Source organism: Bacillus sp. FSL W8-0629 (genome assembly GCF_038593225.1).
Taxonomy (GTDB): domain Bacteria; phylum Bacillota; class Bacilli; order Bacillales; family Bacillaceae; genus Bacillus; species Bacillus altitudinis.
Map to the genome: position 1 here is coordinate 2,674,956 of NZ_CP151975.1, position 21,460 is coordinate 2,696,415.

A 21,460-nucleotide genomic window follows, 5' to 3' on the forward strand; every position below is an offset into this window, starting at 1 on the left:
ACGAAAACGGAAAAGGTGGCACACGGATGAAAAAACAGTTTAAAATTCAAAAATTGCATGGGATTTCCCCCTATATATGGGCCATTTTTTTCATCCTGCCCTTCTATTTTATCTTAAAGACGCCTACGACTTTAGGTATTGTCATTGGCATTATTTTGAACGTGGTTTTTTTCGGAGTGTATCGTTTTGCCTTTGTCGCAAAAGGCTGGTCTTTATATGTCTTCGGTCTTTTATTGATTGCGATTTCTACAGGCTATGTGATGCTCTACAGCTATATTTATTTCGCTTTTTGCATCGCCTATTTCAATGGGCACATTAAAAGAAAAGTCCCTTTTTATATCTTATACTATATTCATCTAGGGAGCGCCGCCGTAGCAGTGAACTTTAGCTTGATTTTAAAAAAGGGATGGTTTCTCACACAAATTCCTTTTGTTGTGATCACACTTATTAGCGCCATTCTCCTCCCTCTCAGCATTCGAAGCCGAAAAGAACGTGAACGCCTTGAAGAGAAATTAGAAAATGCCAATGAACGGATCGCCGATCTTGTCAAACTTGAAGAAAGGCAGCGCATTGCTCGTGACCTGCATGATACACTTGGACAAAAACTCTCTCTTATTGGTTTAAAGAGTGACCTTGCCCGTAAGCTCGTGTATAAAGATCCTGAACAGGCTCGTGCCGAACTAAAGAGTGTTCAGCAGACAGCTAGAACGTCTCTTAATGAAGTGCGAAAAATTGTTTCTTCCATGAAAGGTATTCGGATCAAAGATGAAATATTGAACATCAAGCAAATCCTTGAAGCCGCCGATATTGACATGATTTATGATGAAAAGGAAGCGCCGAAACACATCTCTCTTCTGAACGAAAACATTGTGAGCATGTGCATCAAAGAAGCCGTAACGAATGTTGTCAAACATAGCGACGCCACTGTCTGTCAAATCACCATTCATCAAAAGTCAAAGGAAGTTGTCATTACAGTTGAGGATAACGGCACATTTAAAGGCGGTGATCCATCCTCTCAAACAAAGGGACATGGCCTTTTAGGGATTAGAGAAAGATTGGAATTTGCAAATGGACGCCTGCACATTGAAACAAAAGACGGGACGAAGCTGATCATGAGTATTCCAAATGATTCAGCAGCGAAAGATAAGGAGGAAATAAAATGATTAACATCTTTATCGCAGAGGATCAGCAAATGCTGCTTGGTGCTCTTGGGTCGCTTCTTGATTTAGAAGACGATATGACGGTTGTTGGAAAAGGCACAAACGGCCAGGACGCCATTGATTTTGCTCAAAAACATCCGGTCGACATTTGTTTAATGGATATCGAAATGCCAGGAAAATCTGGGCTAGATGCCGCTGAAGAACTCAAAAAGTCTGATGTGAAGATCATCATTTTAACAACCTTTGCCCGTTCTGGCTATTTTCAAAGAGCGCTGAAAGCTGGCGTTAGCGGCTACATGCTGAAAGACAGCCCAAGCGAGGATTTGGCAAGTGCCATCCGCAGTGTGATGAAAGGGAAAAAGGTGTACGCCCCTGAATTAATGGAAGACTTGTATAGCGACGAAAATCCTTTAACTGAACGAGAAAAGTCGGTTCTAGAACTCGTCGCAGACGGAAAAAACACAAAAGAAATCGCCAAGGAACTCAGCATAAAAAGCGGCACTGTCCGAAACTACATATCCGTTATTTTAGATAAACTAGAAGTCAAAAACCGAATTGAAGCCATCACTCGTTCCAAAGAAAAAGGCTGGTTTAAATAAGAAAAAAGATCAGGTCATACACTGCCTTGATCTTTTTTTCTTTTTATCAGAATTCCTCTATCCACTGCTAAAATATCATTGACAACAAACCTCACTTCTATGGTATGATATCTGAGTGATAATAATTATCATTATCACTCATACAACCAAATACACGGCTGATGTGCCGATTTCAAAGGAGTTTACATTCATGAAGAAAATATTGTTCCCTCTGATGCTCATCTTCGTACTTGCGTTGAGCGCATGTGGCAATAGCAGCAACTCTTCCTCAAATAAAGGAAAGCAATCAACATCATCGGACACGATTACATATCAATCTGAAAATGGACCTGTGAAGCTGCCAGCAAATCCAAAACGTGTTGTTGTTCTCGCCTCTTATACAGGAAATGTCTTGTCACTTGGTGTGAACCTTGTGGGCGTTGACTCTTGGTCAAAAAAGAATCCACGTTTCAAAAAGAAATTAAAAAATGTGGAAGAAGTATCCGATGAAAATGTAGAAAAAATCATGAAGCTAAAGCCTGATGTCATCATCGGTTTAAGCGGTGCAAAAAATGTAGAAAAACTGAAAAAAATCGCCCCTACCGTTTTATTCACGTATAACAAAGTCGATTACCTTCAGCAGCATATTGAAATTGGAAAAGTCTTAAACAAAGAAAAAGAAGCAAAAGCATGGGTCAAGGATTTCAAACAGCGTGCAGCTGAAGCTGGCAAAGAAATCAAAGCAAAAATTGGTGAAGATGCAACCGTATCTGTCTTTGAAAGCGGCACAAAAGATCTTTACGTCTTTGGAGATGCGTGGGGTCGCGGAACAGAAATCCTCTACCAAGCAATGAAACTAAAAATGCCGGAAAAAGTAAAAGAAAAAGCATTAAAAGCTGGCTATTATGCGGTATCACAAGAGGTCATCCCTGAATTTGCCGGAGACTATATGATCATTAGCAAAAACAGCGAGATGGACAATTCCTATCAAAACAGTGAAATCTATAAGTCCATTCCTGCTGTGAAAAAACATCGTGTGTATGAAGCAAATGCGGAAGAGTTTTACTTTAATGACCCACTCACACTTGAATATCAATTATCATTCTTTAAAAAGCACTTTTTAGGTAAATAAACCGAAGCAAGGGATCTCTTCCCTTGCTTTTTTGCTGTCTGCTTCTAGCGGGAGTGCCTGTTTTCCGCTACAATGATGTACAAGTAATTCAAAAAGTGTGGTGCTCGTTTTGTTTAAAATTTTGCTGATTGAGGATGATACAACCCTCTTCCAAGAAATCAAAGAACGTTTAGTCAACTGGTCTTATGATGTGTATGGGATCAACAATTTTCAACAGGTCATGCAGGAGTTCACTTCCATCCAGCCTGATTTAGTCATTATTGATATTCAACTGCCAAAGTACGACGGATTTCATTGGTGCCGGATGATTCGGCATCATTCTAATGTGCCCATCATCTTTCTTTCCTCTCGTGATCATCCTGCTGATATGGTCATGTCGATGCAGCTTGGAGCTGATGATTTTGTACAAAAGCCCTTTCACTTTGACGTTCTCATCGCCAAAGTAAGTGCTGTTCTTCGCCGTGTTCATGATTATAATGCCGAACCTGCCAACTTAAAAGTTTGGTGCGGCGCTACCCTTGACCTCGAAAATAATACAGTGACAAATGAAAAAGGTGAGATTGAATTAACAAAAAATGAGTTTTTTATTCTCAAAGAATTAATTCAGCATAAAAACCATATCGTCAAAAGGGAATCTCTCATCCAAGCTTTATGGGACGATGAACGATTCGTGAGTGACAATACACTCACTGTAAACGTCAACCGCCTTAGAAAAAAACTAGACGAAATCTCCCTTGGCGCCTTCATTGAAACAAAGGTGGGTCAAGGTTATCTTGCAAAAGAAAAGGATGATCAATGATGCTGCAAGCATTTCTAAAAGAACGACGAAGCTGGATCTTGTTCTTTCTTAGTTTGCAGCTTCTCATTCTCTTTGTTGCATATTTGGATACAACGATTCCGCTCGCTTCTCTTTTTTATATCGTGCTTTTGTCTACATTACTCTTCATTGTTTTTCTTTTTTTTCGTTATCGGAAAGAAACTGCTTATTACATGCAACTGAAAGAATGGGATGAAAACATAGACCATCAAATACGTCTCAAACCCTCTTCCCCCTTTGAACAAATTGTACAGGAGGCAACGTCAGAGCAAATCGACCGATACCGCCAGATGACGGCTAAGCAAAAGACTGCGCTGGAAGAAGAAAAAGATGAACTGCTCTCATGGATACACGAGGTGAAAACGCCGCTCACGGCGATGCACTTAATGATTGACCGCATAACAGAACAGCCGCTCAAATCAAATATGACATATGAATGGCTTAGAATACATTTACTCCTTGATGCACAGCTGCATCAAAGCAGGATCCAACATATTGAAAATGATTTATTTATTGAAAAACTGGATCTCCAAAACATGCTAACGAAAGAAATCAAAGCGCTCCAATCGTGGTGTATGCAAAAAGGAATTGGCTTTGACCTTTTATTAGAAGAGCGAGACGTATTAAGTGATACAAAATGGTTATCCTTTATGATCAGACAAGTGCTGACAAACGCCGTCAAGTACAGCCAATCATCTGACATTATCATCGAAAGCAAACAAATGAACGAACAAGTGGTGCTCACCATCACAGATCAAGGCAGAGGAATTGACCCAAGAGACGTGTCCCGTATTTTTGAAAAAGGCTTTACCTCCACAAGACATCACAATGACACGGCCTCCACAGGCATGGGGCTCTATTTAACAAAAAAGGGAGCTGACGCTCTTCATATCACAATCGAGGTCAACTCCACATTAGATCAAGGGACAACTTTCACCTTTATCTTTCCGAAAAAGAATGATTTTGTGCATATTGCGAGCATGTGACAACAATGTCACATGCTCGTCTGTTTTGTTCGCCAAATCGCAGGAAGTCTGATCGGCTTCTTTTTATACTAGAGATATCAATTAAATAAAAAAGGGGTTCGACAGATGAACATTTTAGAAGCTCGCAAGTTATATAAAAGCTATGGAAATAAATTCAATAAACAAGAGGTGCTGAAAGGCATTGATTTGACGATAGAAGCTGGAGAATTTGTCAGCATCATGGGGCCATCAGGCTCGGGGAAAACGACCCTTTTGAACGTATTGTCATCGATTGATCATGTGTCCAGCGGATCGATTCGGATCGCAGATGCAGAAATGACGCAAATGAAAGATCAGCAGCTCGCTGAATTTAGAAAGAAACAGCTTGGCTTTGTTTTTCAGGATTATAACTTACTTGATACACTCACAGTTAAAGAGAACATCCTCTTGCCATTATCCATCTCCAAAACGCCTAAAAAAGAAGCTTTTGAACGCTTTCAACAGCTTGCAGAGGATATGGGGATTTATGAACTAAGAGACAAATATCCAAATGAACTGTCTGGGGGACAAAAGCAACGGACATCTGCGGTACGTGCCTTTATTCACGAACCAAGCCTCATTTTTGCTGATGAACCAACTGGAGCACTTGATTCCAAATCTGCGTCTGACTTACTGAACAAGCTGCAAGAATTCAATCACAAGCGCAAAGCAACCATTGTCATGGTGACGCATGACCCTGTTGCAGCCAGTTATTCAAGACGAGTGATTTTTATCAAAGATGGACAGATCTATACACAATTGAATAAAGGCACATTAGAGAGAAAGATGTTTTTCGAGGATATTATGAAAACGCAAGGTGTTTTAGGCGGTGTGAAGCATGAACATTAATCAGCTCGTCTTCCGCAATCTGAAGAAAAACTTAAAAAATTACTATTTATACGTGTTTGCACTTGTATTTAGTGTGGCGCTCTATTTTTCCTTTGTCACCTTGCAGTATTCACCAGCACTTGATGATGTGAAAGGGTCTATTAAAGGCGGTGCGTCCATTAAAGCCGCTTCTATTCTGCTGATCGCCATCGTCGGCATCTTCCTTTTATATGCAAATAGCATTTTCATCAAACGTAGAGGAAAAGAAATCGGTCTCTTGCAGCTCATTGGAATGACGAAACAAAAAATTGCCAAGCTGCTCAATGCAGAAAATTTTATCCTCTATATGATTTCGATGGCTATTGGAATATTGGCCGGATTTATCGGTTCAAAGCTGATGCTGATGGTTCTATTTAAAGTGACAGGTGTTCATGCAATTGCCAATCTTCATTTTTCTGGCACGGCTCTTTTGCAAACAATCATCGTGTTTCTCTTGATTTATGTTGTCATCATGCTAAGAAATAGACATTTTATTCAGAAGCAAACGATCTTAGCTTTGTTTAGAACAACCTCTTCTACAGAGCAGCGTATTAAAAAAATCTCTGTCTTTGAAATCATCATCGGGGTTCTAGGCATTGCCTTTATCAGCTCAGGCTATTACATTTCTTCTCAGCTTTTTAGTGGCTCATACACATCGATGTTTTCGTTATCTTTAGCCATGATCTATATTTTAGGTTCTGTCATTATTGGTACTTTCCTTTTCTATAAAGGCTCTGTTTCATTCATTGCCAATATCGTACGAAAAAGAAAAAATGGCTACCTTGCCATTCATGAAGTCTTGTCTTTATCGTCGATCATGTTCCGTTTAAAATCAAATGCATTGCTGTTAACGATTATTACTACCGTATCTGCACTTGCCATCGGTTTGTTATCACTCAGCTATATTTCCTACTACTCAGCAGAAAAAACAGCTGAACAGCAAATTCCAGCACATTTTGTCATGGGATCAGAGAAAGATGCTGGCACATTCACTCGCGCACTTTCTGATCAGCATATTGCCTATGAGAAAAAGCAGTTCGAGGTCATTCAAGCCGATTTTGATGCAAATCAAATCATCGATACGAAGTTAAGCAGTGTGAATAAAGCTCCAGGAGTCTTAACACTACCTGTGATCAGCGAGAAAAACGTACCAAATATTCATGTAGAGAACAACGAAGTCATGTTAAGTGGCTACAATGATTTATTGAAAAAATTCATGCCGATTAAAAGCTCTGGTGATGTGAAACTTTTAATAAAAAAACCAATTGATTTAAAAGTAATTGATATGAAAAAGGATCATTTAATCTCTTACCAGTTTACTTTTGGCGGCCTACCTGTTGCTGTCGTCAGTCAAAACGTCTTTGAGCAGCTTGATCAAAACAAAGACCCTAAGCTGCAGCGTGAGAATAACCAATATATTGCGATCAATATAAAAGATGAAGGAAAAGTTGAACAAGCCAATGACGTCTTTATGTCTGTGAAATTGAGTGATGAAAGCATGTCTAGATTTGCTACCACTCAGCAGCAAAAACAAACCATCGGACTGATGATGTTTGTAGTCGGATTTTTAGGCCTCAGCTTCCTTGTGACATCAGGCTGTATTTTATACTTCAAACAGATGAATGAGAGCGAAGAGGAACAAAGCTCATACACGATTCTGCGTAAGCTTGGTTTTACGGAGACAGATCTCTTAAAAGGCATTCGGCTCAAACAGCTTTTCAACTTTGGCATTCCGCTTCTCGTCGGGCTCTTGCACAGCTACTTTGCTGTACAATCTGGCTGGTTTTTATTTGGCAGCGAACTGTGGACACCTATGCTGATTGTCATGGCGATTTATACCGTTTTATACTCCGTCTTCGGATTCCTATCTGTCCAATATTATAAAAAAGTCATTAAAGAATCGTTGTAAAGTATTCCCCATAGGCAGTGGCCTATGGGGATATTGCACGTCATTTTGTTGATTCAAACTGATGCGATAAAATATGATCTCTTGCCGCATAAGCTTTTTGTTTGATCTCTTCTAAGTTCACTCCAACTAGCTTCCCATTTTTTTTCACTGCTTTTCCAGCCACATAGACAGAGTCAACATTTGAAGGGTGTGCCGTTTGCACAACTGCCCCAGCTGGATCTGTCATCGGAAGAAGATTCATGCTTGTCCGATCGATCAAGATAAAATCAGCTTCTTTTCCAGGTGTGAGTGAGCCGATTTTGTCATCAAGCTTCAAGGCACGAGCCCCGTTTATAGTGGCTGCTTCAAGCATTTGCTGTGCAGACAATCCAAGTTCAGGCCCTGGCATCGTCCCTTCCATCAATAAAGATTGATTTTGAATCGCCCGCTCCGCCTGTAGTCCGAATTTCATTTGAGTAAATAAATCTCCGCCTGTCGCTGTCACCACATCTACACCAAGCGTTGGCAGAACGCCATTTTCAATGGCGAGCCCTGTGACAGGATATCCGTGTCCCATCATCATTTCAATCTCAGGTGTAATAGAGATGGAGCTTCCGCTGTCAGCTAACATCTTCATTTGATCTGCATCAATTGCATTGATATGCACCATATTCAAATCAGGCCCGAGCAGCCCTGCTTGATGAAGCCGCTCAATCGATCGATCCGCCGCTCCCCAATTTCCAAAGCCAATGTGCATACTGCATAATGCATCTAGTGATCTCGCTGTTTCAATTTCAAAGACGGTCGTCTCCCATGAAGAAAATTCAGGTCCACGAATGGCAAGTCCCATCGTCAACAGCTGATCCGATGATTGAAAATGTTTTTGTTTCACGCGGGCTGCGTCTTCCATATTCGTGAGCGTACTCTCTCTGTCCCAATACGCTGCATCTCCAGAGGTACCAAAACCAAAGACCGCTCGAATACCCGCATCTTTTAAACCTCCAATGAGTTCTTCTGTATGATCCATAGAATTGATCATCGTCCAGTCGAAAAACGTGGTTACTCCTGCATCTAATGCCTCTAATGCGCCTAAATAATTAGCAATTCGATCATCTGATGGACGTCTCATCGCCCCATAGTTGCCATAATAAATTTTGCTCAAATACGTTTGCAAAGACCAATCTGTTCCGATTCCCCGTATAACAGACTGCCACACATGACGATGGGTATCCACAAGCCCTGGCATGATGACCATGTCAGACGCATCCACAACATCAGCACCGCTTACTTCAATCGAAGGTCCGACTTCTAAAATATGTGCCCCTTCAATTAATAGATCTCCCTTCTCCAGAAAACCTAAAGATGGATCAAGTGTGATAAGAGCCGCATCTTTAAACAATGTTTTCTTCATCCATATCCCCCTTTTCAAATAAAGAGAATGAGTCACTCACTCTCTCTGTCATTTTAAGACATAACAGGTTCAAATTAGAAGAAAAGTGACTCAAGGAATGTGGTTTTATGAGCTGATATTCCGAAAATAGTTGTATATCCGTTTTAATTTCACGTCATGCTTCCCTTTCGGACTTTCCATCATGCCAAATTCAAAGAACTTCACCGGTTTAATCCCGACATATTGTAAAAGAGCTCGTTTCATTAACACCTTGTGGGCATTTTGCAAAAAGAAGAAAGGGTAGTGGGTCGGTCCTTGCATTGTCGATACACATACAGCCCTCTTTCCTTTTAACAAGCCTTCTGGAAGCAGCCCGCCTGTTTGACGGTAAGCAAAATTCGCTGCAAACATGCGATCAATAAAACCAAGCAGCATGGCTGGCGGCCGCCCCCACCAAATCGGATAAACAAACACGATGTTGTCTGCCCATTTGATTTTCTCTTGATATTCTTGAATCTCAGGGTCCTTATGCATATCACGTCTTTTTTTCTCTTCATTAAAAATAAGTACAGGATCAAATTTGTCTTGGTATAAATCTATGATTCTCACTTCTTGAACGTTTGGATTTTCTTCACTGCCCTTTAGGATTTCTTTAAAAAAAGCACCATTTAAACTATTGTGATGGGGGTGAGTATAAATAATGAGTACATTCATGGCTTGTCTCCTTTAGTTATCATTTGATAATAAAAAGCATACACCCCTCTTTTTTAGTTGTCAAATGATAATTGTTTTTTGATAACAAATTTGGTATGGTACGTAGGAGGTGAAAAATGATGAAAAACCCACATTTTTTCAAAGAGTTTGTCACATTTGCTTCTACTTTTTCTGAGCTGAAACATGCTATGATGAGCAAGATCAAACCATCTGATCTAACCACTCTACAATATTTGATTCTAGAGCAGTTAGCCGTCAGTGATCCGCTAACACCTAGTGAAATCGCCGATTGTCAGCACATGTCTCTTCCGAATGTCAGCAGAGAATTGAAAAAGCTTCACGAAAAACAATTCATTGATAGACAAGCAGATAAAGATGACAAGCGAAAACATGTCATTATGCTGTCTAAAAAAGGCCGTGCGTGTATGGACAAAGCATTTCAACAAATTGAATCCATGCTCATGGACAGCCTTTCTTCCTCTGACCAAAATCAAATGGATGATATCGTACAAGCTCTTCGTCTATTAAATCAAACCATCTTCAAAAAATGATCGAATGAAAAAAGCATGAGCGTATCGCTCATGCAAATGATTTTTGAACACATTAGTAAAGAGATGCTAAAAGATACGTGATGAAACCTACTATTGGAATAATCGGGATCATCAGCTTCAATGTTTTATTCGTATTCTTATATAAATTCCACAACAAGACTGGTACACCAAACGTCAATGTATCAAAGACAGCAAGCACTGCCCCTTTACGCTGTTCTTTATGAGCCATTTGAAAACCTCCAATTCACCAAACTTTTTTCACACAATAACCTGCTATCCCAGCCGATATTCCTGCATTAATGACTGTACATGCTATACAACCAACAGGTCCTGTTAAACAAACATAATAACAAGCCCCAAGAACCATTGAACGAAGCGGAAGAGATTCATTCGGGCCACTTTTCTTTTTTAAACAACTCCAAAATTTGTTCCAATTAAAGCTCGTTTGAATTTCCGAATCTTCAGCATTCATAATTTTTCTATTTAATTCCATCATATCTTTTTTCGCATCGTTTTCACCATAGGTAAAAGATCCTTTTAAAAACTCCCCATTTGGATTGATATGAAACTCATTCTTCAACTTTCCATTTTGAATGAAATATGAGTGTAAATTACCTTGCTCATCGTATTCCGCAAGTTGAATATAATGGGACTTTATCTGACTTAGTGAAATTGAAATAAATGATGCTGTGCTTACTAGCTGATTATCTGCTTTCTTCTTTGTTAGATAAAAATAAACAACATTCGCTTTAGCATCATTCAAATGAACTGCTACACTTTCTCCATTTAATTGATACCCTTTTTTGTAGGCTATTTCTTTTGCCTGTAAAAATTGAAAGCTCTTTTTTGTTTTTTTTATGAGCCTTTCAGCCACTTTATTGTTTTGTATCTTTTCAAAAGGCATATCCTCTTCTATGCTAACAGCTTTCCCCACAGGATATTGTCCGCATAGAAGTGAAATGAATAATAAAACAACAAGCATCTTCCTTACTTTCATTATGTAGCCTCCTTTAATAAATCCCATAAAAATTATACCTTTTTATGGAAAATGGCATAAGAGGCTTATTTACCAAAAAAAACCACTATAAATAATGTAGCATATCTCCTACTTGATATCATTTCCTTCAGGTAATTGAATCGTCAGTATGTCTGAGATAAATGAACGGGGTGTAACTGATGCTTGCCCCGAGACAGTAGACAACAAAAAAGCGCCGGATGTTTTCCATCCAACGCTTCTTCAAATGACATGTTCAACATCACGTCTCTTTTGCTCTATGTATCCTTTATCCAATAAGCTGATAGGCGATATATAATGCAACCAGCCAGATCATGACCGCAGAGGCTTTATTGATCCGGTTCATCCACTTGCCGTTTGTATCTAGCTTTCCTAACATTTTCCCGAGAAGGGCAAGACCCATAAACCATAACCACGAGACAATGATACAGGCTGCGGTAAATGCCACCTTTTCCGCCCCATGATATTGAAGAGAGTTCGTTCCTATCACTCCTATTGTATCGAGAATCGCGTGAGGATTTAAAAGTGAAACGGAACAGGCAAATATGATTTGTTTTTTCACAGGCATCAGGTCCATCTTTTCTTGATTACCTGTTGCGGAGCTCGTGTTCCAAACTGACCACCCCATATAAAGTAAAAAGAAAAATCCAATGATAAAAAGACCCATTTGCAAGATAGGAATGGTGAGTACAACAACCGAAACCCCAATGACAGCTAAAGTAATTAAAAGTGTGTCGCAGAGAGCAGCTGTAATGACCACAGGCAGTACGCGATATAATCGCGGCTGAAGGGCTCCTTGCTGAAATACAAATACATTTTGTGCGCCCAAAGGTAAAATAAGGCCAAAGGCAAGCACAATCCCATGAATTATCGCAATCGACATTTTCAGAACATTCTCCTTTTTCAAGTCATCCTTACACATTTTAACATAAAACATCATCAACGAATTTTACATATTTGATTTGTCCAATAAAAAAGCGCTGGATGATTTTCCATCCGACGCTTATTGTTTCTCCTGTTATGATGATTTTCGTGCAAGCTCTCTTTCTCTCAGCTCGACACGTCGAATTTTCGCTGACGGAGTTTTTGGTAGCTCGTCAATGAATTCGATTTCTCTTGGATATTTGTACGGTGCTGTTGTATTTTTCACGTGTGTTTGCAGTTCTTTAATCAGCTCATCGCTTTGTGCAGATGCATCACGCAAGACGACGTATGCTTTCACGATTGATCCTCTGATTTCATCTGGACTTGCCACAACCGCACATTCTTTCACTGCTGGGTGTTTAATCAGTGCATCTTCGACTTCAAATGGACCAATTGTATAACCTGAGCTGACAATGATGTCATCCCTGCGGCTTTCAAACCAAAAATACCCGTCTTCATCTTTTTTCGCACGGTCACCGGTAATAAAATAATCCCCACGGCGCTGCGCCTTTGTACGCTCTGCATCTTTGTAGTATTCCTTGAATAAAGCCGGCGTTTCAAGATGAACGGCAATGTCACCTATTTCTCCTGGAGCACAGATCTGGCCATTCTCATCAATGATCTCTACTTCATTGCCAGGTGTTGGTTTGCCCATGCTGCCTGGCTTGATGTCCATTCCTTTCAGCACCCCGACTAGCAGCGTGCTTTCTGTTTGCCCGTAACCATCTCGTACTTCGATATCGAAATGTTTTTTGAACGTATCGATGACTTCACGGTTGAGCGGCTCTCCCGCAGAAACAGCACTATGCAATGTTGGTAGCTCGTACTGACTGAGGTCATCCACTTTTGCCATAAATCGATATTCTGTTGGTGTACAGCATAGAACATTGATTTCATTTTTTTGAAGCAGCTCTAAGTACGTATTCGGATTAAATTTCCCTCCATAAACAAAACCTTCTGCTCCGCTTCCTAAAACAGATAAGAGAGGACTCCACACCCATTTTTGCCAGCCTGGTCCTGCTGTTGCCCATACTTTATCCCCTTCATTAATGGAGAGCCATGCTTTGGCCGCAGTACGTAAATGTGCATACGCCCAGCCATGTGTATGAACAACCCCTTTTGGGTTACCTGTTGTGCCTGATGTATAAGAGAGAAACGCCATGTCCGTACTTGTTGTGTCTGCCAATTTCAACTCGCTTGACTGCTCTTCCTTTTGCGCAACAATGTTTGTCCAGCCATGATCATTCTCACCAATCGAGAATGTTTTGAAATCTTTTGGCTGGTTGGTTCCTTCAAACGATTGAATAAATGATGCGTAAACAATCGCTCCTTTTGCTTCTGCATGTTCAATTCGGTAATCTATATCTTTAGCGCGAAGCATTTCTGAACAAGGAATCACAACCATTCCTGTTTTTAAAATGGCTAAATAAATGCTGTATGCCTCTAGCATACGAGGCACCATCACAATGATTTTATCGCCTTTTTTAAAGCCTGCATTTAATAGAACATGACCAATTTTATTCGCCTCTTCCACTAATGCTGCATATGTCACATGTGCTTCATGGCCATTTCCGTCCTGCCAGTGCAGGGCGATTTTCTCCTGGTCATGACTGAACGCTTCAATCTCACTGACTAAGTTATATTGTTCTGGTGCAATTAAGTCTTCTCTTTTCATGGTACAGCTCCTTTTAGCCTCTTTCTATGAAACGAATCATGTTTCAATTTACCTATTCTAACACTCATAACTGAAAAATGCTTGAATTAGGACCTACTCCTAGTATTATGCCATAATTTTTTCATTTCGTCTTCTTTTTTAAAAATATTCTAACAATTTATGTACAAAAAAAAGAGCGGGAATGAACCCGCTCATAAGCCATAGCTTTTTAATTGTGTGTCTTAGAAAGATCCGCCACCCATATGTTGTTGAGCGTAAGATACAAGACGCTTAGTGATTTCTCCACCAACTGATCCGTTAGCGCGAGCTGTTGTTTCTGGTCCAAGGTTTACGCCAAATTCTGAAGCGATTTCGTACTTCATTTGGTCGATCGCTTGTGCAGCGCCTGGAACGACTAATTGATTAGAACTGCTTTGTCTGTTTTGTTGAGCCATGTGTTCTCACCTCCTTGTGAATATAGAATGTGTAGAAACACATGACTTCATGCGATTGATTTTATGGTAATTATTATGAAATTTTTTATTTAGAATAAATCAGCGAATTTGTCAGCTGCTTTCTTTTCATTTGTGACAACGATTGTTTCGATCTGCTCCACTGCCTCATCAAGCATTGGCTCGAATTCAGCAAAGCTTTCGTAGCGTTCTACTTTTTCAAGCTTTGGTTTTGTTTTTGGAGATGGCGGCGTAAAGATCGTGCAGCAATCCTCAAATGGCTGAATGCTTGTCTCATATGTGCCAATTCGTCTCGCTTCTTCGATAATGTCATTCTTATCCACGGCAATCAGCGGGCGAATGATCGGTGTGTTTGTGACATGATTAATGGCATACATGCTTTCAAGTGTCTGACTTGCCACTTGACCAAGGCTTTCACCTGTAATAATGGCAAGCGCATCACGCTTGGCTCTTATTTTATCTGCAATTTTGAGCATCATTCTTCTCGTTGAAGTCATCGTATAGTTTTCTGGTACTTGTTTTTGAATGAGCTCTTGGATTTTCGTAAAAGGAACGATGTGAAGCTTGACTTCGCCTCCATAGGCAGCTAAGCATTCTGCTAGATCAATGACCTTTTGCTTGGCACGTTCACTTGTATAAGGTGGGCTAAAGAAATGAACAGCTTCAATTTGAATGCCTCGTTTCATTGCCTGATAGCCGGCCACTGGGCTGTCAAAACCGCCAGAGAGCATCAGCATCGCTCTTCCACTTGAACCAACTGGCAGTCCGCCTGCACCTTTTACATCTTTAAATGTAATGTACGTCGCGTGTTCTCTTATTTCAATTCGCAAGTGAACATCTGGCTGTTTCACATTAACGGTTAAGTTGTCTGTATTCCTTAAAACATGTCCACCAATTTCTCGGTTCATTTCATTTGAATCAAGCTCAAATTGTTTATAAGAGCGTTTCGTTGAGACCTTAAATGTATTTCCTTGTTCATACACTTCCTGAACCGCTGAGAGTGCCGCTTCTTTGATGGCATCAAGATTTGTCTCACATTTTACAGCCAGGCTAAAGCTTTGAATGCCAAATACACCTTTAAGCTGTTCTGAAATCGGTTCAGGGTCTTCTCCGTTTAGCATGATCGTAATGCGGTCTCTGTCAGATGCATACTTTAATGCTTCAAAGTCTTTCAATACAAACCGGATATGCTGTCTTAGTTTTTCGATAAATTTCTTTCTATTTTTCCCTTTTGTTGAAATCTCACCAAAACGGACTAAAATATGGTCATACTTCATGTTGTTATCTCATTCCTTTTAATTTTTTCACACTTTGTGCGATCGATGTGATGATTTGTGGCGCTAGCTCTGGTCCTTGTCCATATGTCAAACTGATTCTCATGCTGCTTTTGGCTGCTTCTTCTGATTTTCCCATCGCCAGCAGGACACGGCTTGGTTCCTTTTTCTTAGCAGAACAAGCAGACGTTGTCGAAACGTAAATGCCTTCTTTTTCGAGCATATGCAGAAGGACTTCGATTTGAATACCTGGCACTGAAAAATTCACAATGTGCGGTGCGCTATGCGTCAGCGGTGTGTTTATGTCGACGCCTTCTATCTTTCCAAGCTGCTGCTCTAGCTCCGTTTTTAAGGCGATCATCTCATCATGATGCTTGTTTAAATATTCAAATGATTGCTTTATGGCTTTTGCTAAACTGACAGCTCCAGCAGGGTTCTCAGTCCCTGAGCGAAGGCCTAGTTCCTGCTCTCCTCCTGTGATAAAAGGGGCAAGCACTACACCTTTCTTTAAAAAGAGCGCTCCTGTGCCTTTTAAGCCATGAATTTTGTGACCAGACATCGTTAAAAGATCAATATCCATCTCTTTAGGCAGCGGAACCTTGCCAATTCCTTGTACGCCGTCGACATGAAAAATCGCCTCTTTGGCATACTTCCGAATGATGCTGGCCGCTTCCTCTATCGGCTGAATCGCGCCTGTTTCATTGTTTACATGCATGAGACTGACAAGCACTGTATCAGGGCGAAGCACTTCTTTTAAATGCGTCATATCTGCACGGCCATGCTCATTTACTTGAATATAGGAAATATCAAAGCCAAATAATGTTTTCAGCTGTTCAAACGATTCGATGACAGATGGATGCTCAATCGCTGTTGTGACAATATGTCTGCCTCGATTCATCTTGGCAAGAGCAGCCCCTTTGATGGCAATGTTATTTGCTTCTGTTGCACCTGAAGTAAAAATAATCTCATATTGTGTAAAACCTGTATAGTGAAGGATTTGTTTTCGCGTTTCACTTAATAGACGACTCGCATCAATTCCAAGTTGATGCAGCGAAGACGGATTCCCAAAAAAACGCTCACTCACTTGCTGATGTACTTGTAAAACCTCTGGATAAGGCTTTGTTGTAGCACTATTATCAAGATAAATCATATCTTAAACTCCTTACAAAAAAACTTAAAAAATAAATGCATTTATATGTTACCATAATGAAGTCAGACAGAGAATTTTCTGAAAATGGCAGTTGACAACTTTTTATTTTCACTATATCATCCATAGTGCAATTGTCATATAAACACCTAAATTGTCAGAATATTTAAATTTGACACAATACACTGATTGAGGAGGGACTATTTTGAATAATAGTTTAAGTATAAAAGAGACATTGGCTATTGGACTAATGCTTTTTGCATTATTCTTTGGTGCAGGAAATATGATTTTCCCGCCTGTTCTTGGACAATATGCTGGTGAAAACGTATGGCTTGCCATCGGCGGATTCCTACTTACAGGCGTAGGTCTTCCACTATTAGGGGTTATTGCTGTCGCCCTTACAGGTACCGGCGCCAAAGGTCTTGCCGATAAAGCACACCCTAAATTCGGGACTATCTTTACCGTTATTCTGTATTTATCCATTGGACCATTTTTCGCCATTCCGCGAACTGGTACGGTTTCGTATGAGATTGGATTAGCTCCATTTCTCTCAGGTGCCCAAGCCACTTCATGGGTACCACTATTCATCTTTACCGTAGTGTTTTTCACTATTTCATACTTGCTTGCGTTAAATCCTTCAAAGCTGGTTGATCGTATTGGTAAAATTTTGACACCGATCTTATTAACTGTTATTGCTATTATTGTCATTAAAGCCATTGCTACGCCAATGGGAATGATCGGTGCTCCAGATAAAACATATGAGGCAAACCCGCTTTTCACTGGATTTTTAGAAGGCTATAAAACAATGGATGCACTGGCTTCTATCGTATTTGGAATCGTCGTGGTGACAGCTGTTAAGGACAGAGGCATCACAGAGCGAAAATCTCTTGCAGCAGCTTGTATTAAGGCAGGACTCGTAGCAGCTGTTGGACTGGCACTCGTGTACATTTCACTTGCTTATGTGGGTGCTTCAAGTCCCGATGCCACGGGAATGGTTGGAGCAAATGATGGCGGCAAACTGCTTTCACTTTCTGCCAACTTTTTATTCGGTTCTGCTGGTAACATTGTTCTTGGCGCAGCCATTTTATTCGCTTGTTTAACGACTAGTGTTGGACTTATTTCATCTTGTGGAGAATACTTTTCAAAGCTCTTCCCAGCACTTTCTTATCGTACTGTCGTTCTAATTGTTTCTTTATTTAGCACATTCGTTGCAAACCTCGGACTGGCACAAATCATTTCTCTGTCGGTGCCTGTACTCGTAGCAATCTATCCATTGGCCATTGTCATTATTTTATTATCGTTCCTTGACCGCTGGATTAACGGCAGAAGAATCATTTATATCACTTCTCTCATCTTTACTGGTTTCTTTGCCATCATTGATGGATTATTAGCTGCCGAAGTGAATCTAGGCGGATTGCCTGGCATCTTGAAATCAATTGTTCCGTTTTACGATTTAGGCATTGGCTGGATCATACCAGCTATTATCGGTGCTTTGATTGGTGTACTTATTTCCATGTTTACCAGCCCACCAAAGCAACTTGCCTCATAATCATCACAAGCCAAAACATCCCCTTCCAAAGAAGAAGGGGATGTTTTTTTATTGTTCTTCATATACTAAAATAGAAAAATTCATGACTTTTGTACGAAAACACATGTTGACATCAGGCGTACATCCTTTATAATTAGTGATTGTTAATGATGAACGGTTACCTAGCAACTAATTAACAGAATATTTCAACATAATAATGGAGGCTTTAAATGCAATGAAGGCAACTTTGTCGACGAAAGATACGGTTATCATAGGTTTTATGCTGTTTGCTCTATTCTTCGGCGCCGGTAATATGATTTATCCACCAGAGCTTGGGCAATATGCAGGGCAAAATGTGTGGAAAGCAATGGGCGGATTTTTATTAACAGGTGTCGGTTTACCTCTTCTAGGGATTATTGCAATCGCTTTGACAGGTCGAGATGCGAAAGGATTAGCTGATAAAGCTCACCCAGCTTTTGGAACAGCGTTTACCGTCATTTTATATTTATCTATTGGGCCACTTTTCGCTATTCCTCGTACAGGAACGGTTTCATATGAAATTGGTGCACTACCCTTTTTAGCTGGTGTACCAGCTTGGCTCTCACTTCTTTTATTTACACTGGCCTTTTTTGGTATTACGTATTATCTTGCACTAAATCCAACGAAAATTGTGGATCGTGTAGGGAAAGTGTTAACACCGATTAAATTTACGATCATTTTGATTATTATCGTCAAAGCCATTTTGACACCGATGGGCGTCATTGGCACACCTGATGTGTCCTATAGCAATGGATCATTTTTCAAAGGGTTTTTAGAAGGCTATAAAACCATGGACGCTCTTGCATCTATTGTGTTTGGGGTTGTTGTCATCAACGCCATTAAAGGACGTGGTGTAACAAGTAAAAAAGCACTCACATCTGCTTGTATCAAAGCTGGCCTAATTGCAGCTTGCGGATTAACATTTGTTTATCTATCACTTGCTTATTTAGGCGCTTCAAGCACACACGCCATTGGTTTTGTTGGAGATGGCAGTAAGATCTTGGCTCAGTCTTCGCAATTTCTTTTTGGCAGTTTAGGTAATATTGTGTTAGGCGCGGCGATTACGGTTGCCTGTTTAACGACAAGTATCGGTCTCGTAACATCGTGCGGAGAGTATTTCTCAAATTTATTACCTAAACTTTCTTATAAAATGGTCGTTACACTCGTCACATTATTCAGTTTTATCATTTCAAATTTTGGACTTGCTCATATTATCGCTTTTTCAGTACCTGTGTTAACTGCGATTTACCCGTTAGCGATTGTGATTATCGTCTTATCACTTGCTGACAAATGGCTTGGTCATAGAAGACCTGTGTATGTCCTTACTTTGATTTTAACTGGCTGCGTCAGTCTGTTTGACGGCTTAGCAGCGGCGAAACTGCCGATTGGTCCTGTGAAAGATCTCTTTCAAACGATCTTGCCGCTATATGACCTTGGCATTGGCTGGATTGTACCTGCCATACTCGGAATCGTAATTGGATTTGTTATCTCTCTATTCACTTCTTCTGCTTCAGAAGAACGCCAAAAGCAAGCTTCATAACATGGAAAAAGCTGAAGTCCTAAAATGGACTTCAGCTTTTTTATTGATGCTGATATTCTTTTTCTTGCTGAGTTAAAAGCTTCTGAACGGCTCCAGGTGATGCTTTTTCGACAGCAGCTGCTGCCACATCAAACGAATCGTTATAATCATAGGCATAAAATCTTCGTTCTGCCTCTTTTAATTGCTCTGAAAGAATATGGTTTTGACTTCTAAACCGGTTGCCGTATTGTATAATCCGTTCAATTTGATCCACTTTACGAAGCATGTCATGTGTTTCATCAACGACATGTCTAACTGTTTCAGAGGCTTCTTTTAATTGCTGGTTCACTGCTAGCATATTCAGCGGCAAATTCTCTAGCTGCTCCTGCACTTGCTGAATCATCTCCTGCGCTTTTTCAGCACGGTCTTTGATGTCAGCAGGCACACCTGGAATGTTGCTTTTGTGCAGCTGGCGCACTGTATCTGTCAGCATGGTTTTAAGTTCAGCCAATGTTTCTCTTGCCTGTAATTCTTCTTTTCGTAACGATTGAAGGTGATCTTTAAACGCTTCATGAAGCGTTTTGGCTTCCTCAATAAATTTCTCAAGCTGATTGATTTCATCCATTAATAATGTGTATGCGACATGGTCACGATCAAGCTTCTCTCGTATTTGCTTCATGAGCTTTTCAATTTCTTCTAATCGTTTTTCGAAGGCTTTCTGCTGATCCAGTTCTCCTGCTGTCAGCTTGTAGCTTTCTTTCACAAGAGCCGTTTCTGCCTTAGTCTTCGTGTGGTCTTGTTCAAGTTTTTCAAATGCCTCGGTCAGCTCAGGCATTTTGCTCTTGATTTCCTGACCTGCTTCTACTTCTGCTTCTAGCTGATCATACAGCGTCTGAATCGCATCATCAATCATTTGCAGAATGCTTGATGCTTCATCTAAATTGAGTTCATCAATCAGCAGTTTCTCCGCCCGGGTCAGCTGTTTATTCAAGTTCTCCAGCTCTTTTGTGATCTGGATGTGCTCTAGCTTGTAGCCTTTGTCTGTCATTTCTTTATAACCGTCTTTCAGCTTCGTTAGCTGACCTGGCACCGTTTGTTTGCAGTCTGCGATGAGCTTCGGTACATCATTGATATATAATTGTAGCTGATCGAGTCTGCGGTCTTGCTCAAGCAAAATTTTCCTTGCTGTCATGTAGTTTCCGTTTTCTGTCTCTTCCTCGTACTGCTTAATCCCTTCCCAGGCCTCGTCCAAGTCCTGCTCCATTTTGTCATAAAGGGTGCCGTATAAATGGCTGTAAGCAAGTAGATTTTTTCGTACCGTTTGATATTGCTCTTTGACCTTCTCGATGTCTTTTCGGTTTTGCTCTTCACTTGTGACAAGGTCTGCAATCTCTTTTAAAATGTCTTCGATGTTTGAATCAGCAGCGGTGAGCAGATCTCCTATATGTGCAAGAACTTGCTTCGCTTTGGAGAATCGATATTTATCAGAATACTCCTCTGCATCATATAATAGCTCCTCTACCTTTGGAAGATGGGCTGTGACGATATCGTCCCACTCTGCACGCCATCTTTCAAAAAACTGCTCTGTTTCTCCGGTCATTTTTAAATGTTTGATTTTTGAAATTTCTTCTACAATTGATCTGTTTAAAATTTCAATTTTCCATGCTTCCAATCGGTCAATCTCTTTATATATATTTTTTCTGAGGAAATAACCGACTGAAAACAAAGCAAGCAAAATGACAATTAAACCGATGATAAACTCCATAATGAGCCCCCTTGTTGTGAT

General features: G+C 40.3%; 20 protein-coding genes. 10 read left to right on the top strand and 10 right to left on the bottom strand.

What is annotated here, in order from left to right; all coding sequences use genetic code 11:
* Nucleotides 1–26 precede the first annotated feature (26 nt).
* The 7 genes from NSQ17_RS13825 (at nucleotide 27) to NSQ17_RS13855 (ending at nucleotide 7,467) form a co-directional block, all read left to right on the top strand.
* Nucleotides 27–1,163: a sensor histidine kinase gene (locus tag NSQ17_RS13825; RefSeq protein ID WP_024718676.1), complete on the top strand. Its 1,137-nt coding sequence runs from the start codon at nucleotides 27–29 to the stop codon at nucleotides 1,161–1,163.
* Nucleotides 1,160–1,759, top strand: a complete 600-nt coding sequence (locus tag NSQ17_RS13830) for a response regulator transcription factor (RefSeq protein ID WP_007501749.1) — start codon at nucleotides 1,160–1,162, stop codon at nucleotides 1,757–1,759. Before NSQ17_RS13825 ends, NSQ17_RS13830 begins: the two co-directional genes overlap by 4 nt.
* 190 nt (nucleotides 1,760–1,949) lie before the next feature.
* Nucleotides 1,950–2,870: an iron-hydroxamate ABC transporter substrate-binding protein gene (locus NSQ17_RS13835; RefSeq protein WP_025207786.1), complete on the top strand. Its 921-nt coding sequence runs from the start codon at nucleotides 1,950–1,952 to the stop codon at nucleotides 2,868–2,870.
* Nucleotides 2,871–2,979: 109 nt separating this feature from the next.
* Nucleotides 2,980–3,669 (top strand): response regulator transcription factor, encoded by a 690-nt coding sequence (locus tag NSQ17_RS13840; protein ID WP_024718678.1) that lies wholly within the window; start codon nucleotides 2,980–2,982, stop codon nucleotides 3,667–3,669.
* Nucleotides 3,669–4,673: a sensor histidine kinase gene (locus NSQ17_RS13845; RefSeq protein ID WP_058337290.1), complete on the top strand. Its 1,005-nt coding sequence runs from the start codon at nucleotides 3,669–3,671 to the stop codon at nucleotides 4,671–4,673. Before NSQ17_RS13840 ends, NSQ17_RS13845 begins: the two co-directional genes overlap by 1 nt.
* Before the next feature lie 105 nt (nucleotides 4,674–4,778).
* Nucleotides 4,779–5,540 (top strand): ABC transporter ATP-binding protein, encoded by a 762-nt coding sequence (locus NSQ17_RS13850; RefSeq protein WP_058337289.1) that lies wholly within the window; start codon nucleotides 4,779–4,781, stop codon nucleotides 5,538–5,540.
* Nucleotides 5,530–7,467 carry an ABC transporter permease gene (locus NSQ17_RS13855; RefSeq protein WP_342467527.1) on the top strand — a complete coding sequence of 646 codons (1,938 nt, stop codon included), beginning with the start codon at nucleotides 5,530–5,532 and terminating at the stop codon, nucleotides 7,465–7,467. The genes NSQ17_RS13850 and NSQ17_RS13855 overlap by 11 nt, the downstream gene beginning before the upstream one ends.
* A gap of 40 nt (nucleotides 7,468–7,507) precedes the next feature.
* Here NSQ17_RS13855 and NSQ17_RS13860 read toward each other — a convergent pair whose 3' ends face one another.
* On the bottom strand, nucleotides 7,508–8,857 hold the full coding sequence (locus NSQ17_RS13860; RefSeq protein WP_342467528.1) for an amidohydrolase family protein: 1,350 nt from the start codon (nucleotides 8,855–8,857) through the stop codon (nucleotides 7,508–7,510).
* Nucleotides 8,858–8,962: 105 nt separating this feature from the next.
* Nucleotides 8,963–9,550, bottom strand: coding sequence for an NAD(P)H-dependent oxidoreductase (locus tag NSQ17_RS13865; protein WP_017358293.1), 588 nt, complete (start codon nucleotides 9,548–9,550; stop codon nucleotides 8,963–8,965).
* A 116-nt stretch (nucleotides 9,551–9,666) separates the two neighbouring features.
* Between NSQ17_RS13865 and NSQ17_RS13870 the strand changes: the two genes are divergently transcribed.
* Entirely contained in the window at nucleotides 9,667–10,101 is a 435-nt protein-coding gene (locus NSQ17_RS13870) for a MarR family transcriptional regulator (protein WP_342467529.1), read from the top strand.
* 52 nt (nucleotides 10,102–10,153) lie between these two features.
* Here the strand turns inward: NSQ17_RS13870 and NSQ17_RS13875 are convergent, their stop codons facing one another.
* The 7 genes from NSQ17_RS13875 to NSQ17_RS13905 all read right to left on the bottom strand — a co-directional run bounded on the left by NSQ17_RS13875 (nucleotide 10,154) and on the right by NSQ17_RS13905 (nucleotide 16,591).
* Nucleotides 10,154–10,330 carry a hypothetical protein gene (locus tag NSQ17_RS13875; protein WP_008356320.1) on the bottom strand — a complete coding sequence of 59 codons (177 nt, stop codon included), beginning with the start codon at nucleotides 10,328–10,330 and terminating at the stop codon, nucleotides 10,154–10,156.
* A gap of 15 nt (nucleotides 10,331–10,345) precedes the next feature.
* A complete protein-coding gene (locus NSQ17_RS13880; RefSeq protein ID WP_342467530.1) occupies nucleotides 10,346–11,098 on the bottom strand; it encodes a hypothetical protein in 753 nt (250 codons plus the stop codon).
* A gap of 286 nt (nucleotides 11,099–11,384) precedes the next feature.
* Complete coding sequence (locus NSQ17_RS13885; RefSeq protein ID WP_217967913.1) at nucleotides 11,385–11,999, bottom strand: LysE/ArgO family amino acid transporter; 615 nt, start codon at nucleotides 11,997–11,999, stop codon at nucleotides 11,385–11,387.
* Nucleotides 12,000–12,134: 135 nt separating this feature from the next.
* Nucleotides 12,135–13,715, bottom strand: a complete 1,581-nt coding sequence (locus tag NSQ17_RS13890; RefSeq protein ID WP_330546981.1) for an acyl--CoA ligase — start codon at nucleotides 13,713–13,715, stop codon at nucleotides 12,135–12,137.
* Nucleotides 13,716–13,936: 221 nt separating this feature from the next.
* Nucleotides 13,937–14,149: an alpha/beta-type small acid-soluble spore protein gene (locus tag NSQ17_RS13895; protein WP_003216385.1), complete on the bottom strand. Its 213-nt coding sequence runs from the start codon at nucleotides 14,147–14,149 to the stop codon at nucleotides 13,937–13,939.
* An 89-nt stretch (nucleotides 14,150–14,238) separates the two neighbouring features.
* Entirely contained in the window at nucleotides 14,239–15,444 is a 1,206-nt protein-coding gene (thiI, locus tag NSQ17_RS13900) for a tRNA uracil 4-sulfurtransferase ThiI (RefSeq protein ID WP_342467531.1), read from the bottom strand.
* A gap of 4 nt (nucleotides 15,445–15,448) precedes the next feature.
* The gene (locus tag NSQ17_RS13905; RefSeq protein WP_217967910.1) at nucleotides 15,449–16,591 is read right to left on the bottom strand and encodes a cysteine desulfurase family protein; all 1,143 of its coding nucleotides are present in this window, start codon (nucleotides 16,589–16,591) and stop codon (nucleotides 15,449–15,451) included.
* A gap of 202 nt (nucleotides 16,592–16,793) precedes the next feature.
* Here NSQ17_RS13905 and brnQ (NSQ17_RS13910) point away from each other — a divergent pair, with 202 nt between their 5' ends.
* Both brnQ (NSQ17_RS13910) and brnQ (NSQ17_RS13915) read left to right on the top strand, forming a co-directional pair.
* On the top strand, nucleotides 16,794–18,137 hold the full coding sequence (gene brnQ, locus NSQ17_RS13910) for a branched-chain amino acid transport system II carrier protein (RefSeq protein WP_338704009.1): 1,344 nt from the start codon (nucleotides 16,794–16,796) through the stop codon (nucleotides 18,135–18,137).
* A gap of 214 nt (nucleotides 18,138–18,351) precedes the next feature.
* Complete coding sequence (brnQ, locus tag NSQ17_RS13915; RefSeq protein ID WP_024718689.1) at nucleotides 18,352–19,695, top strand: branched-chain amino acid transport system II carrier protein; 1,344 nt, start codon at nucleotides 18,352–18,354, stop codon at nucleotides 19,693–19,695.
* Between the two features lie 40 nt (nucleotides 19,696–19,735).
* On the opposite strand, the gene ezrA is transcribed toward brnQ (NSQ17_RS13915), so the two are convergent.
* A complete protein-coding gene (gene ezrA, locus NSQ17_RS13920; protein ID WP_342467532.1) occupies nucleotides 19,736–21,439 on the bottom strand; it encodes a septation ring formation regulator EzrA in 1,704 nt (567 codons plus the stop codon).
* Nucleotides 21,440–21,460: the final 21 nt, after the last annotated feature.